At 41.9% G+C, this 13,387-nt stretch carries 12 protein-coding genes and 1 pseudogene; 7 read left to right on the plus strand and 6 right to left on the minus strand.

Annotated elements, in window-relative coordinates; genetic code table 11:
* Window positions 1-26 precede the first annotated feature (26 nt).
* The 3 genes from H6G26_RS05215 to cysS form a co-directional block, all read right to left on the minus strand.
* Window positions 27-1,373: a TldD/PmbA family protein gene (locus tag H6G26_RS05215; protein WP_190728241.1), complete on the minus strand. Its 1,347-nt coding sequence runs from the start codon at window positions 1,371-1,373 to the stop codon at window positions 27-29.
* A 327-nt stretch (window positions 1,374-1,700) separates the two neighbouring features.
* Complete coding sequence (locus H6G26_RS05220) at window positions 1,701-3,140, minus strand: TldD/PmbA family protein (RefSeq protein ID WP_190728242.1); 1,440 nt, start codon at window positions 3,138-3,140, stop codon at window positions 1,701-1,703.
* Between the two features lie 13 nt (window positions 3,141-3,153).
* On the minus strand, window positions 3,154-4,599 hold the full coding sequence (gene cysS / locus H6G26_RS05225) for a cysteine--tRNA ligase (protein ID WP_190728243.1): 1,446 nt from the start codon (window positions 4,597-4,599) through the stop codon (window positions 3,154-3,156).
* A 336-nt stretch (window positions 4,600-4,935) separates the two neighbouring features.
* Between cysS and H6G26_RS05230 the strand changes: the two genes are divergently transcribed.
* The gene (locus tag H6G26_RS05230) at window positions 4,936-6,051 is read left to right on the plus strand and encodes a GTP-binding protein (RefSeq protein ID WP_190728244.1); all 1,116 of its coding nucleotides are present in this window, start codon (window positions 4,936-4,938) and stop codon (window positions 6,049-6,051) included.
* A gap of 163 nt (window positions 6,052-6,214) precedes the next feature.
* On the opposite strand, the pseudogene H6G26_RS05240 reads toward H6G26_RS05230, so the two are convergent.
* Window positions 6,215-6,998: pseudogene (locus H6G26_RS05240) on the minus strand (Rpn family recombination-promoting nuclease/putative transposase).
* A gap of 106 nt (window positions 6,999-7,104) precedes the next feature.
* On the opposite strand from H6G26_RS05240, the gene dtd reads away from it, so the two are divergent.
* The 4 genes from dtd to H6G26_RS05260 all read left to right on the plus strand — a co-directional run bounded on the left by dtd (window position 7,105) and on the right by H6G26_RS05260 (window position 10,513).
* On the plus strand, window positions 7,105-7,557 hold the full coding sequence (gene dtd, locus H6G26_RS05245) for a D-aminoacyl-tRNA deacylase (protein ID WP_190728245.1): 453 nt from the start codon (window positions 7,105-7,107) through the stop codon (window positions 7,555-7,557).
* A gap of 105 nt (window positions 7,558-7,662) precedes the next feature.
* Window positions 7,663-8,004, plus strand: coding sequence for a photosystem II reaction center protein Psb28 (gene psb28, locus H6G26_RS05250; protein WP_190728246.1), 342 nt, complete (start codon window positions 7,663-7,665; stop codon window positions 8,002-8,004).
* 101 nt (window positions 8,005-8,105) lie between these two features.
* Complete coding sequence (locus H6G26_RS05255) at window positions 8,106-8,618, plus strand: molybdenum cofactor biosynthesis protein B (RefSeq protein ID WP_190728247.1); 513 nt, start codon at window positions 8,106-8,108, stop codon at window positions 8,616-8,618.
* Window positions 8,619-8,755: 137 nt separating this feature from the next.
* Window positions 8,756-10,513 carry a diguanylate cyclase gene (locus H6G26_RS05260; protein WP_190728248.1) on the plus strand — a complete coding sequence of 586 codons (1,758 nt, stop codon included), beginning with the start codon at window positions 8,756-8,758 and terminating at the stop codon, window positions 10,511-10,513.
* Between the two features lie 115 nt (window positions 10,514-10,628).
* Here the strand turns inward: H6G26_RS05260 and mraY are convergent, their stop codons facing one another.
* Together mraY and H6G26_RS05270 are read right to left on the minus strand one after the other, a co-directional pair.
* Window positions 10,629-11,732: a phospho-N-acetylmuramoyl-pentapeptide-transferase gene (gene mraY / locus H6G26_RS05265; protein WP_190728249.1), complete on the minus strand. Its 1,104-nt coding sequence runs from the start codon at window positions 11,730-11,732 to the stop codon at window positions 10,629-10,631.
* Between the two features lie 80 nt (window positions 11,733-11,812).
* Window positions 11,813-12,049 (minus strand): DUF3134 domain-containing protein, encoded by a 237-nt coding sequence (locus tag H6G26_RS05270; protein ID WP_190728250.1) that lies wholly within the window; start codon window positions 12,047-12,049, stop codon window positions 11,813-11,815.
* A gap of 241 nt (window positions 12,050-12,290) precedes the next feature.
* Between H6G26_RS05270 and H6G26_RS05275 the strand changes: the two genes are divergently transcribed.
* Together H6G26_RS05275 and H6G26_RS05280 are read left to right on the plus strand one after the other, a co-directional pair.
* Window positions 12,291-12,875: a PAP/fibrillin family protein gene (locus tag H6G26_RS05275; protein ID WP_190728251.1), complete on the plus strand. Its 585-nt coding sequence runs from the start codon at window positions 12,291-12,293 to the stop codon at window positions 12,873-12,875.
* Between the two features lie 268 nt (window positions 12,876-13,143).
* Window positions 13,144-13,359 (plus strand): photosystem I reaction center subunit IV, encoded by a 216-nt coding sequence (locus tag H6G26_RS05280; RefSeq protein ID WP_190728252.1) that lies wholly within the window; start codon window positions 13,144-13,146, stop codon window positions 13,357-13,359.
* The last annotated feature ends 28 nt before the right edge of the window (window positions 13,360-13,387 follow it).

Consider the following 13,387-nt stretch of genomic DNA (forward strand, 5'->3'; position numbering starts at 1 on the left):
TTTCAGAGTATATTTGCAAGATATCACTATAAGGTATACGTGAAATCATTCACTAGCATACCGGGAACTAAACTACCTCCAAGTTGGCGACTTTCATAAGTACCTACTTCGGGAATGAATTCTTGAAAATCGGTCAAATCTACTAAGTTGTTTCCCCAGAAGCGATAGAGACTTTCATCAAAACGTAAATTTTCAATGGGGGCAATGATTTCTCCGTTTTCTACCCAAAAACAAGCATAACGGGTCATACCTGTGATTCTACCAGTTTGGCGATCGCTCCAATTTAAGTAATGCAAATTTGATAGATACAATCCTGTATCCAATCTCGGAAGAATCTGCTCAAATAGTAAATTTCCTGGACTCACTTCTGGCGCACGTAGAGTCTCTGAACCATTAGCACCATTGGCAATTTTTTGATATTCTTTAGCAGTCCGAGAATTCACCAAAGTATTTACCAAACGTCCTTTTTCTATTACAAATAACTCCGGTGCTGCTATTTCTCCTAATTCATTAAATCGTGGCACTAAGCCTTGTTGAAAGTTTTCTTTCAAACTAAATCTTGGGGAAAGTTGTTTTTCTTGACGCGATAAAGCAGCCAAAGCACTATTTCCTTGTTGGATATCAGCTTCGCCTATTGCTCCCCAAGAAAGCATCAGTAATAAATCTGCAACAGCAGCAGGTGCAAAATATGTTTTATATTGTCCCCGTGACAATTCTTTAGCTGGGCGAGCAAGCAATTCTAGTTGCTTTTTGCCTTCGCTGATTTTGCCTATATAAGCAGATTCATCCCAATCACTCCCTGCAAATGTACCTTTAACTGCTTGTCCAGAGGTGGAAAACAGAGAATAATCTAAGGTAAAAGAATCAGTAGCAAACCAGTGTTTTTGACCGTTGGAATCACCGTAAGCTTTAACTACCAGTCCTCCTGCATATATTCCTGTAAAATCCAATTCAGCAACTAGTTCTAGCACAGTTGGTACTACTGCTTCCGCCGCCAATAAATTTCCGAAATGTATTTCTCGACTGCTATTATTGCCTGATGGTAAAACTAGATACGGATCTATGGGTAGTAAAATAAGTTCGTCACGTAGTTCTTGCAAAGCAGTATATGCTAACTGCCAATCTACATCCCAATTTCCAGTAAAGGGAAACTGCCGAACACTGCTGCGCTGATCTGCCATCAAAGTAAGTTCGATCCAACCATCAGCAACACAACCCGTTTGCCGCACCTTGGCATGATTGAAACGAGTAAATTGACTTCTTTCACTGCTGAGTTTCACAGTGAATTGTTCACTTTCGGCTTTTTTAATTAGTAGAGTTTCAATTAGTTGATTAAAGCTGACTTCTAATGCAGATAATTCTTCAATTTTCATAGATATTAAATATTAATAAAGAATAAGGAGGGTGAAAGAAGGGAGTTAGGAGTTAAAAGTTAGGGGTTTAGGACTTACGCACTGTACAAATGCATTGTGATGTGAATTAACGAGCTTGAGGAAGTTTTCAGGCTTTTCTTAATTATCCTGCGATGCCTACGGCGGTAAACTACGTAAATAGACGATGCGATGCTGTAGGGGCACAGCATTGCTGTGCCCTTACAAAAGATATGGTTTTTAACCTTGAACCATATTTTGTGTTTTTGTCAATGGGTAAGTTCTAGAGTTATATGTTGAAGGTTTTTTAATTTAAAACTCCTAACTTTGTCAACTTCCTCCACCAAAAACTTCTACATTAGCAAATACACAAACAGGTGAACCGTGTCCTACCCAAATAGCTTGATTTGGTTCACCTTTGCCACAATAAGGAGTACCATACATTTGCCAGTTGTCAGTACCTCCTACTTGGATTAAGCTATGCCAAAATTCTGGTGTTGTTGCCCGATAATTGGGATTACGGAGGGTTTTGGTGAGTTTACCATTTTCAATTAATTTAGCGTACTCGCAACCAAATTGGAATTTGTAGCGGCGATCGTCAATTGACCAAGATCGGTTAGATTCCATGTAAACGCCGTGTTCTATCCCAGCAATAATGTCTTCAAAGGTTGCATTTAGAGGTTCTAAATTTAAGTTACCCATGCGATCGATCGCTGGTCGATTCCATGAGGAAGCACGGGCACAGGCAACTCCTGCTACACCTGCTCTTGCTTGACTCTCTAAACTGCCTATACCTCGTTGGAGTACACCTTCTTTTACTAAATACTCCCGCGTTGCTACAGCACCCGTATCATCAAAGCCATAGCTGGCAAATTCACCAGGCACGGTAGGATCAAAGGTAATGTTCATCAGTGGCGAACCATATACTAGGTTACCAAAATCACTTTTATTAACGAAGCTGCCCCCAGCATAGTTACGCTCATCTCCCAAAATTCGGTCAATTTCTAAGGGATGCCCGACACTTTCATGGATTTGCAGCATCATTTGGTCTGGGGCTAAAACTAAGTTGGTGCGGGTGGTCGGGCATTCCTCTGCTGTCAAGAGTTCTACTGCTTGTTCGCCAATTTGCCGCACTCGATGCCATAAGTTTTCTTGTTTTAAAAGTTCTAGTCCACCTTGGTAACAGTTTGCCTGAGAGCCGTTGTTGCTGCGCTGCTGTACAACCACCCCATCTTGGGCGGTAACTCCGTAATGAGTGCCTATAGATAGAGTTTTTTGATAAACTTCTGAGCCGTTGCTGCTAACAAACCAAGACTCTCTCTCAATGGTGGTAGCACTGGCTATGGTTTGTACAATCTTGTCGTTGACTTTCAGTGTTTGGCAAATCCGAACCAGTAAATCGTTGATTTCTCCCGGACTCAAAGCATCTAATGGCTCAAGAAATGGAGACTTATATTCACCAACGACTTTAGGGCGCTCACTTTCATGGAAGGGATGTATCCACCATTCACTGGCTGCTAGTGCTTGTTTATAGGCTGTTTGGGCAGCAGCTTGTAGGGAAGGCAGTTCTAGGGAGTTAGTTGCTGCATAACCCAGACAGCCATTTACTAAAACTTCTAGCATGGCTCCTACAGTGAAGTATTTGCCATTGAACTGAGGTAAGCCGTCACGGACTGAACGGGTAGTAGAAGTCTCCTTTACGGCTCTAATACCGATCCAATCAGCGGGAATGTCGAAATCAGCGATCGCTTTTTTTAGAGTAATCAACATAATAATTTAAAATTTAATTCCGGTGCCAGCGTGTACCATCACGGCTATCAATTAGCGTAATACCTTCTGCTTGGAGTTCGTCACGAATGCGATCGCTTTCGGCAAAATTCTTGCCTTTACGTGCTTCTTGCCTTTGCTGAATTTTCGCTTCAATTTCCGCATCGCTTAAAGCTTCTGTTGTAGAAGTTTCTACCCCCGGCTTGGCTTCTAAACCCAAAACTCCAGCCAATGTGACAAGAGTTTGCCATTGATGTTTTAACTCATCTGATGATGTTTCGGTTTTCCCTTGATGCACAATAATATTTCCTTCACGGCGCAGTTCTTTGGCTAATTCAAACAGCACTGTTAACCCACCAGGAAAATTAAAGTCGTTATTCACAGTTTCTTGGAAACGTTCAACAGTTTCAGGGAGTAGTGAAGCAGTTTCCATTCCCCATCCTAGTTTTTTGCCGTATTGGTAGCCGAAGAGTAACCCTTCTCTAATGGTGTGCCAACCGTTGGTTGCTGCGGCGATCGCTTCGTCGGTAAAATCTATGGGTGTACGGTATTGAGCAGTCAGTACGAATAACCGCACTGCCATCGGGTCAACTCCTCGATCGAGTAAGTCTCGAATAGTGGTGAAATTGCCCAAAGATTTGGACATTTTTTCACCATCTACCTTCACCATGCCGTTATGTAACCAGTAACGTGCTAGGGGTTTTCCGGTAACAGCCTCAGATTGGGCAATTTCGTTTTCATGGTGGGGAAAAATTAAGTCAGCACCACCAGCATGAATATCTATGGTATCACCCAAGCGATCGCGCACCATTGCCGAGCATTCAATGTGCCATCCCGGACGACCTACGCCCCAAGGGGATTCCCAAGCAGGTTCTCCTGGTTTTGCTGCCTTCCATAAAGCAAAATCGAAGGGGTCTTTCTTTTTCTGGTACTCTGGATCTTCTACGTTTACGCGATCGCTTTTCCCGGCTTGCATATCTTCTAACTTGCGTCCAGAAAGCTTGCCATACTCAGCAAATTGCCGGACTGCATAATACACATCACCATCAGCAGGGTAAGCAAAACCCTTATTTTCCAACTCATGAATTAACCGTTGAATGCCATTCATCGTATGGGTAGCACGGGGATATTCATCAGCTTCTTTGATTCCCAACCGCGCCATATCCTCAAAATATGCTTTGATAAAGCGATCGGCTACAGCTTCCATCGATGAATGTTCAACACAGGCTCGATTGAGAATCTTGTCATCAATATCGGTAAAATTTTGGATATATCGGACTTCATAGCCGATAAACTGGAGGTATCGGCGCACAACGTCCCAAACGATGCAAGCTCTGGCATGACCCAAATGGCAGTAGTCGTACACCGTCACGCCGCAGTAATACATCTTAACCTTGCCTGATTCGACTGTTTCAAACGGTTCTTGACGACGAGTGAGGGTATTGTAAAGGGTTAGGGTCATAACAGAGTAATGCTGAAATAAGGAGATACGTAATAATAGGGTAAAGCAGCTGGGATGACAGTCCAGCATCCCTATGCTAGTACGTCATGGCGGAAATCAACATACTATTGGACAAAATCTCGAAAGCCCAGAAATCAAGGGTTTTGACTTTTGAACGCCAGTTGCTTCTCCCTAGGGGAGACGCTGCGCGTAGCTTGCTTCCCCGAAGGGGTACAACGCGGGGAACCCGCGCAACGCACTGGCTCCTTTTGATTTTTGACTTCCGCCTTGCGGCGCTAGTGTTTTCTGGACTATCTGCGCTACATTACTATTTTTTGACTATTTGATAACAGCGCTATGCAATCAGCAGTTACACCCGAATCTTCGGCAATGGATACGCCCAAACAAGGAATGCCAGTAACAATTATTACGGGTTTTCTCGGTAGTGGCAAGACGACTTTACTCAATCATATCCTCAACAACCAACAGGGTTTGAAAACCGCCGTTCTCGTAAATGAATTTGGCGAAATTGGCATCGACAACGAGCTAATTGTTTCCACTGGTGAGAACATGGTCGAGCTAAATAATGGTTGTATTTGCTGCACTATTAATAATGATTTGGTAGATGCAGTTTACAAAGTTTTAGAACGCCAAGAAAATCTAGATTATCTAGTAGTGGAAACAACTGGATTGGCAGACCCGCTACCAGTAGCTTTAACATTTCTGGGCACAGAATTGCGAGATTTAACTCGCTTGGATTCGATTATTACCGTGGTAGACGCGGCGAATTACAGTCTAGATTTATTTAACTCTCAAGCAGCATACAGCCAGATTGCCTATGGTGATGTAATTGTACTGAACAAGACTGATTTGGTTGATGAAGCCACATTGAATGAGTTAGAAACAAAAATTAACGAAGTTAAGGAAGGAGCAAGAATTCTCCGCACCACGCGATCGCAAGTGCCGCTTCCTTTAATTCTTAGTGTTGGTCTGTTTGAGTCTGATAAATATTTTGACACAGTGGTGGATAAACACGACCATCACGATCATGATCATCACGCTCACGATGATCATGACCACTCAATATGCGGTCACGATCATCACGACCATGACCACGATCACCACGATCATCACCACCATTCTGACCATTTAGAAAATGATGGTTTTACTTCCATCTCTTTCCAAAGCGACAAGCCTTTTTCTATTAGGAAGTTTCAGTATTTCTTAGATAACCAGCTACCCTCAAATATCTTCCGAGCGAAGGGAATTATGTGGTTTGACGAAAGTCCGAAGCGTCATATTTTCCACCTTTGCGGTAAACGGTTTACTTTGGATGATGATGAATGGAAAGGTCAATTGAAAAACCAGCTAGTGCTGATTGGTCAAAATTTGGATCGTGAGGCTTTAATTAGTCAACTTGAAAACTGCATTTGTCTACCTTCAACCTCTCGCGGTAAAGGCTTTGGCAAATAATTAGAGACGCGATTAATCGCGTCTGTACAAAAGTTAAGAGTTTAATATTCGTACTCGTTCCCAGGTGCAACCTGGGAATGCATTTTTAATGGCTCCGCCATCGATTTTGAGCAATGAAAATGAGAGAATAGCGTAGGCATAGCCCGTTGTAGACATCGCTTCCTCACTTCCCTGCATTACCAGTTTCTTCACTTGCCAACTGCTGTATCTGTTCCAGAGATAACCCTGTCACCCTTGCCACTATTTCCACCAAAATTCCCTCTTTGAGCAGATTCATCGCTACACGCCGCACCTCTTCAGCACGACCTTCAGCTAAACCTTCAGCAAGGATAGCTTGATAGGTTACCGATTCCTGCATAAGTTCCCTCCGCAGCAATTGTTAAATGATCTCTTTCTCTAATACTAGTCCAGCCAGAATGAACGCTGAGGCTGCAATATTATTCTGGATACGTTGATCGGTAATTTCTGAAATTTCCTGAGCAACTTGCTGTAACGTAGCAGTGCGGTTATTTGTTTGACTTAACACCGCAAATGGTAATAATCCTGGATGCTCCAAAAATACACTTGTTGGTTGCTCCCAAAGGCGAATTACCTCGAACCTATGAAAGGTTTCTTCCAAGATGAATGTGGTTTGCTGCACAAATTCTGAATTTGTTTGTTGCAGATAAATCACTACCTGACGCATTCGCTTATTCTTGAAGCGGCGATACACTCGCAACCGATAATCAACCATCCGAAAGGGAATATCAGCTTTCGGTTGGGTTTGGAATTCCAAATGCAGCACAAATTCATCAGATTGGAGCAATATCAGCGCATCGGCACGGATTGGTTCAAGAGAAAGTTCAGAAGGGCTTAATTGAGTCAGGGTGATAGATTCTCCTAGCAGCCAAGTGGCAAAATCACTGGAGAAAGATTTCAGCAAGGAACTTACAAACGTTATCGAACATTAAGAGATTTTATCAGGTGGTAAGCGCTGATTGTTTCTATATTGAGTTTGCGGTTTAAGAATGCAATCGCTCTAAAATTGAAACGTTGATGAACCTTTAGATTAAAATGCGCGTTGTTATCCAGCGAGTCAAATCATCTCAAGTTACAGTTAATGGTGAAATTGTCGGCAAAATCGGGCGGGGGCTAAATTTACTCGTAGGTATAGCTAATACTGATACTGATGCTGAAATCGACTGGATGGTGCGTAAGTGCTTGGAATTACGACTGTTTCCTGACGAGGAAGGAGACGATCGCTGGCAAAAATCTGTACAAGAAATTGGCGGTGATTTGTTAGTAGTCAGTCAGTTTACCCTTTACGGTGACTGTCGCAAAGGTCGCCGTCCTTCTTTTGACCGTTCAGCCGCTCCCCAATCAGCAGAAGATTTGTATAATCGTTTTGTTATCAAGTTAAAAGCTAGCGGTTTGCAGGTGGAAACAGGTCAATTTGGTGCAACGATGCAAGTAACAATTGAAAACGATGGCCCCGTAACTTTGTTACTTGAAAAAGAAGCGATTTAAGTATATACACTATAAAAATGAATAACAGTAGCCTCTAGACCGTGGTGTTCTAATTGATGAGAGAATATTAAATTAACCATCACAAAAGTTTAAATTCAATTCATCATGGCGAAAATCCAGTTTTCTAGAGGTCTTGACGAAGAAGTAACTCCAGAGGTGCGCTTGACGCGATCGCGCACTGGTGACAGTGGCACAGCGACATTTATTTTTACCAATCCTAAAATTTTAGATCAAGGTAGCACCGAAGATATTACCGGAATGTACCTGATTGACCAAGAAGGAGAGATAATTACCCGTGAAGTTAAAGCTAAATTTATCAACGGGAAACCGGAAGCATTAGAAGCACTTTACGTAATGAAATCTGCCCAAGAATGGGAGCGCTTTATGCGCTTCATGGAGCGGTATGCTGAAGAAAACGATCTGGGACTGAGCAAGAATGAGGCATAAAGCATAGAGCATCGGGCATCGGGCATCGGTAATTATTGTCATGCCCAATGCGCCATTCCCCATGCCTAATTATCTATGATCAAAATTTGAGGGCTATAACCATGACGCTACAACCCCATCCAGATTCGCCTGGGATTACGGTAATTTGTGCTGTGGTTACTGTCAGCGATACGCGCACTTTGGAAACAGACAAAAGTGGTCAGCTAATTCAGCAGTTACTCCTTAGTGCTAACCATGCTGTAGGAGCGTACACGATTATCAAAGATGAACCAACACAAATTCAAGGGCAGATAGAAAATCTAGGTAAAAGCTCAAATTTGGATGCTGTAATTTTCAATGGTGGTACAGGTATTGCACCAAGAGATACTACCTACGATGCTATTGAGAAGTTACTAGAGAAAACTTTACCAGGATTTGGTGAGTTATTTCGTTTTTTAAGTTATCAAGAAATTGGTTCGCGGGCGATCGCTTCTCGCGCTGTTGCTGGTGTTTATCAAGATAAATTAATTTTCTCACTTCCTGGTTCGAGTAATGCTGTGCAACTGGCAATGGAAAAATTGATTTTGCCCGAACTCACTCACTTGGTAAGTCAGGTTTGTAAGGAAGTAAAATAAGCAGCCTTTCAGAAAGTTATTATAAAAACTTTTGTAAAACTAAGGTATGAAACATTAAAATCATCCCTTTTATTCTTACATCTTGAGCCTATCCAGAATTATAGTGAATCGGATGTAATGTTAATATCAGGTCAACAATGGAGCCTATTTACTGGAATTACATAATTGCTCATGGCATTACTGCATTTTCATACTTTGGTATCCCTACAGTAATAGGGGTTTTCTTTGCTAAAACTAAGGCAACTATCCCTTCTAAGTTTTGGCTAGCCTTTTTCTTATCAGGTGGATTCGTACTATCTTGCGGATTTCATCACCTTTTGGCGGCCTTTGAGCCACATTCGGCAGTGTCGCTGTTACACTTAGGCGTACTTGATGTAATGGCGTTTGTTTCGTTGTCTGCTTTAATCTACCTGATGCCAACCGCTTATCAAATTGTAAAGGCGATCGCTAAATCTCAAGAAGATGCCCGCGAACTTCAACGTACCCAGCAGATGCAACGGTTATTCCTAGATCAAGGCCCGTTTGGAGCTTATATCAAAGATGAGCAATCCAGAATACTCTACTACAACCAGGAGTTACAATCTAGATTTTTGGTAGATTCACAAGAATGGTTGGGAAAAACGGATGCTGAATTTTTGCCAGATCCAGAAGAAGGGCGGAGGGTAATGGAAAACGATCAAGTCGTTTTGAAGACTTTACGTCCCTTAAAGCTGATTGAAGAGGTAAAGATATCTGATAACGATCAGCCGTGCTACTGGCTATCATTTAAGTTTCCGTTTACCGATTACGCAACGGGTGCTTGCCGTATCGGTGGGATCAGTATCGATATTACAGAATCTATAGAAGCACAGCGATCGTTCACTGATCTAAATCGGCTGTTAGAAGAAAAAACACTTAAATTAGAGGCAAAAAAACAGGAACTTATATATCTCTCAGATATGGCGGATATGCTTTATTGCTGCGAGTCTGAAGGTGAGATGTATCAAGTGGTTGCTTTAACCTGTTCCAAGCTTTTTCCTAATATGAGTGGTTGTATCAATATAATTGCTAATTCCAAAAATTATGTTCAGATGAATAGTTTTTGGGGAGGTGAAAGAAACAGTAAAGAAATATTTTCACAATCTGAGTGTTGGGCATTGCGGAGAGGAAAATTCAACCTTTTATCGCCTCGTAACACAGGACTGATGTGCAGCCATTTAATCCAGCCTATTAGCGGCGCACATTTGTGTGTTCCATTGTATGGACAAGGCGAATTAGTTGGAGTTTTACACATCTCTGCCCATGAAGAAATCAGTCCAGAAGATCAACAAATTACCGAGATTATTGCTAGAACTTTAGGCTTTGCACTGAATAATCTATTGATAAAAAAACGTCTAACTTATGATAACTTGCGGGATGGGATGACCCAACTATTCAATCAAAACTATATGCAAACTATAACAGAACAGAGACTAGCTGAAGCTGACCGATCGGGACAACCTCTTAGTATTATTTTCCTAGATATCGATAACTTTAAACATTACAACTCGCGCTATGGGCATTTGACTGCCAACATTGTTATTCAGGGATTAGCAAAGTTGCTGTTAAAATCTATTCGCTCTTTTGACATTGCTTGCAGATGGGGTGGTGAAGAATTTGTGATTGTGATGCCTAATATGACGCTGGAAGTTCTCAGGAAGCGAGTAGAACAATTAAGGGTAGATGTTGAACAAATGCAATTGAAAGACGGCGATCAAATCCTCGAAAGAATCACCGCTTCTTTTGGAATAGCTGTATCAGAACCAGGAATTACAGTTAAGGATTTTCTGAATCGGGCAAATCAAGCGATGCTTGAGGCAAAGCGAACAGGAAAGAATCGGGTTATGGAATATGTAAATACCTATATTAATCAATAAATTTGCTTGCTTTGAAATTTGAATTTTTAAATTCAAAATTTAAAACCTAAAATAAAAACAACTCCCAGAAAATGTAGGAGTTGTCATTTTATATTCGAGCAGTTTTTCAAACAATTCAGAATGGAGCGATCGCCAAGCAGATGGTAGCCAATATAGCAGCGATGACATAAAATACTCCAACCACTTGCAATTCTGACCAGCCAGTGAGTTCTAAATGATGGTGTAAGGGTGCCATTTTGAAGAGGCGCTTGCCTTTGCCATCAGGGCCTTTAGTGGCTTTGTAATAAGTTACCTGTGCCATCACTGAAAGAGTTTCTACGAAGAAGATACCACTGAGAATGAATAGAGCGACTAAGGTGTTTGTCAATAGCGCTACAGCAGCTAATGCTCCTCCCAGTGCTAAAGAACCGGTATCTCCCATGAAAACGCGGGCTGGGTTACGATTATGAGCTAAGAAACCTAAGCACCCACCACTTAAAGCCGCACAGAAAACCATCAATCCAGGTGCTGTTGGTGCAACTAAAGCACCTAATGCTAAAAGGGCGATCGCTACTGTTCCTGCTGCCAAGCCATCGATACCATCTGTTAAATTAGTTGCATTACTTTCTGCAACTAGCACAAAACCTGCTAAAGGCCAAAATAGAAATCCTAACGGTAGCGTGAAGCTCACCCAAGGTAAAGCAATATTTGTAATATTAGAAGGTTGATTAAACATCAGCCATAGACAAAACACAGCCGCAAAACCCACCTGCAAAGCCAACTTTGTTGCGGGAGATATACCTTTATTTGATTTACGGCGGAGAATTTGCCAATCGTCAAGCCAGCCAATCAATCCGTAGCTGATTGTCAAAGCCGAAACTGCAAGCACGTCTGTAGCAAAGTTAGACAAGATGCAAGCAATTATCACACCTACAGGTATAAAAAATATACCACCCATTGTTGGCGTGCCTGCCTTTTTTAGATGGGCTTGGGGGCCATCTTCGCGAATTATTTGCCCAGTTTTGAGTGCTTGAAGTAGGGGTATTACCCAATAGCCCACGGCACCTGAACCTATAGCACACAAAATTAGTGGCAGGGTTAAGGACATAGGTTGCCACGGTAGCCTATTGGCCATCGAATCCAACAAAAATGCTGTTGTACCTAGCCCTACGGCTAATAAAGAGGCTAGAACGATTCCAGAAATATTTAAACCTTGCTCAGGAGATAATTTAGCGTCCACAAAAGTTTCCCTTCACTCCACACTTAATAAAATTAAATAACAGTAACTAGGGATATTACCAAGTCCCTAGCCTGAAAAGGCTAATCCTCAGCGATTCCTATATCGTCGTCATCATCAAGGTCGTAGCCAATGCCATCTTCTACACCCATTAAAGAGTCTATTTCTTCTTCGTCATCTTGAAAATCCGGTTCGTGAACCTCACGTGCGATGATCCTACTGTTGGTTTGCAACCAGTCCAACAAAGAAGACTCTTGCTTTAGGGGGATGACATCGGCTCGCTGATTACGAGGTTCTTCACGTAATGGAGAGTTCAACATATCGAGGAGGACAAGAAAATGTATACGTAAGTTGACATTTAGAGTCTATCACTTGGCACGGATTTATTTAGTTATCTTTTCAACCCTTTATTTGATAAATCCGCATTCAGATAGAAATTTTTTATTTAATAGGCATATTGCTTAGGTCAAGCAATTATTAGGAATTTTTCTAGCTCTACACATAGGTCATGAATATCTTGTTTATGCTGATGGAAAGGACTGATTTTTGAGGTGACAGGCGATGATGGGAAAAGCGGCTCTTATAGATGCGATCGCTGGTACAAATCGCGGTCTACTGGCGACCCAAGCGCAGAAACAAGGTATCTTAGCAGCGATCGCCAATTTAGAAGATTTTAATCCTACACCCCGTCCGGTAGAAGCGAACAATTTGCTAGATGGCAATTGGCGATTACTATACACCACCAGCAACGCTCTTTTAAACTTAGATCGTCTACCTTTGTGCAAATTAGGTCAAATCTATCAATGTATCCGGGTAGATACTGCCAGTGTTTACAACATAGCTGAGATTTATGGCTTACCTTATTTGGAAGCATTAGTCAGCGTTGCTGCTAAATTTGAGCCAGTTTCAGGTCGGCGTGTCCAAGTAAAATTTGAGCGGTCTATTATCGGCTTACAACGTTTAATAGAATACAATTCTCCGGTAACTTTTATCCAACAAATTGAAGCAGGTAGAAAATTTCCGGGAATTGATTTTGCAATCAAGAGTGATAGACAGCAAGGCTGGTTAGATATCACCTATATAGATAACGATCTGCGAATTGGCAGAGGTAACGAGGGGAGCGTGTTCGTATTGAGTAAAACATGAGTTTATGCAAAATTACTGTTGCGAACGAAGGTACGCTATAACGTGTACCTTGTCAAGTAGGACAGGGAGCAGGGAGCAGGGGAAGCAGGGGAAGCAGGGGAAGCAGGGGAAGAAGAAATATTGATTATTGACTAATCCCCATGCCCCATGCCCCATACCCAATTCAGACAAATAACTTAACAAAGGCTCTTGCTGCGACCTTCAGGTTGTAGAGTGAAATCAATTAGCCCTCTAGATTGGCGATTGATAACTAAAAGGGAAAATAATCATGGTTCAACGTGGTTCTAAAGTACGTATTCTCCGCCCTGAATCCTACTGGTTTCAGGATATAGGAACTGTGGCTTCCATTGACCAAAGCGGCATCAAATACCCTGTAATTGTCCGCTTTGAAAAGGTCAATTACGCTGGTATCAATACCAACAACTATGCTCAGGATGAATTAGTCGAGGTTGAAGCACCAAAGGCTAAAGCACCTAAAAAATAGCAGCAAAGCTACAAGGGGCTTGTTTGAT

It is taken from the genome of Nostoc sp. FACHB-888, assembly GCF_014696655.1.
Taxonomy (GTDB): domain Bacteria; phylum Cyanobacteriota; class Cyanobacteriia; order Cyanobacteriales; family Nostocaceae; genus Nostoc.

What these genes read in the sequence shown, in the direction of transcription:
- H6G26_RS05215 (WP_190728241.1), bottom strand. Translation starts at nt 1,373, where the DNA reads ATGAAAATTGAAGAATTATCTGCATTAGAAGTCAGCTTTAATCAACTA.
- H6G26_RS05220 (WP_190728242.1), bottom strand. Translation starts at nt 3,140, where the DNA reads ATGTTGATTACTCTAAAAAAAGCGATCGCTGATTTCGACATTCCCGCT.
- cysS (WP_190728243.1), bottom strand. Translation starts at nt 4,599, where the DNA reads ATGACCCTAACCCTTTACAATACCCTCACTCGTCGTCAAGAACCGTTT.
- H6G26_RS05230 (WP_190728244.1), top strand. Translation starts at nt 4,936, where the DNA reads ATGCAATCAGCAGTTACACCCGAATCTTCGGCAATGGATACGCCCAAA.
- dtd (WP_190728245.1), top strand. Translation starts at nt 7,105, where the DNA reads ATGCGCGTTGTTATCCAGCGAGTCAAATCATCTCAAGTTACAGTTAAT.
- psb28 (WP_190728246.1), top strand. Translation starts at nt 7,663, where the DNA reads ATGGCGAAAATCCAGTTTTCTAGAGGTCTTGACGAAGAAGTAACTCCA.
- H6G26_RS05255 (WP_190728247.1), top strand. Translation starts at nt 8,106, where the DNA reads ATGACGCTACAACCCCATCCAGATTCGCCTGGGATTACGGTAATTTGT.
- H6G26_RS05260 (WP_190728248.1), top strand. Translation starts at nt 8,756, where the DNA reads ATGGAGCCTATTTACTGGAATTACATAATTGCTCATGGCATTACTGCA.
- H6G26_RS05270 (WP_190728250.1), bottom strand. Translation starts at nt 12,049, where the DNA reads ATGTTGAACTCTCCATTACGTGAAGAACCTCGTAATCAGCGAGCCGAT.
- H6G26_RS05275 (WP_190728251.1), top strand. Translation starts at nt 12,291, where the DNA reads ATGATGGGAAAAGCGGCTCTTATAGATGCGATCGCTGGTACAAATCGC.
- H6G26_RS05280 (WP_190728252.1), top strand. Translation starts at nt 13,144, where the DNA reads ATGGTTCAACGTGGTTCTAAAGTACGTATTCTCCGCCCTGAATCCTAC.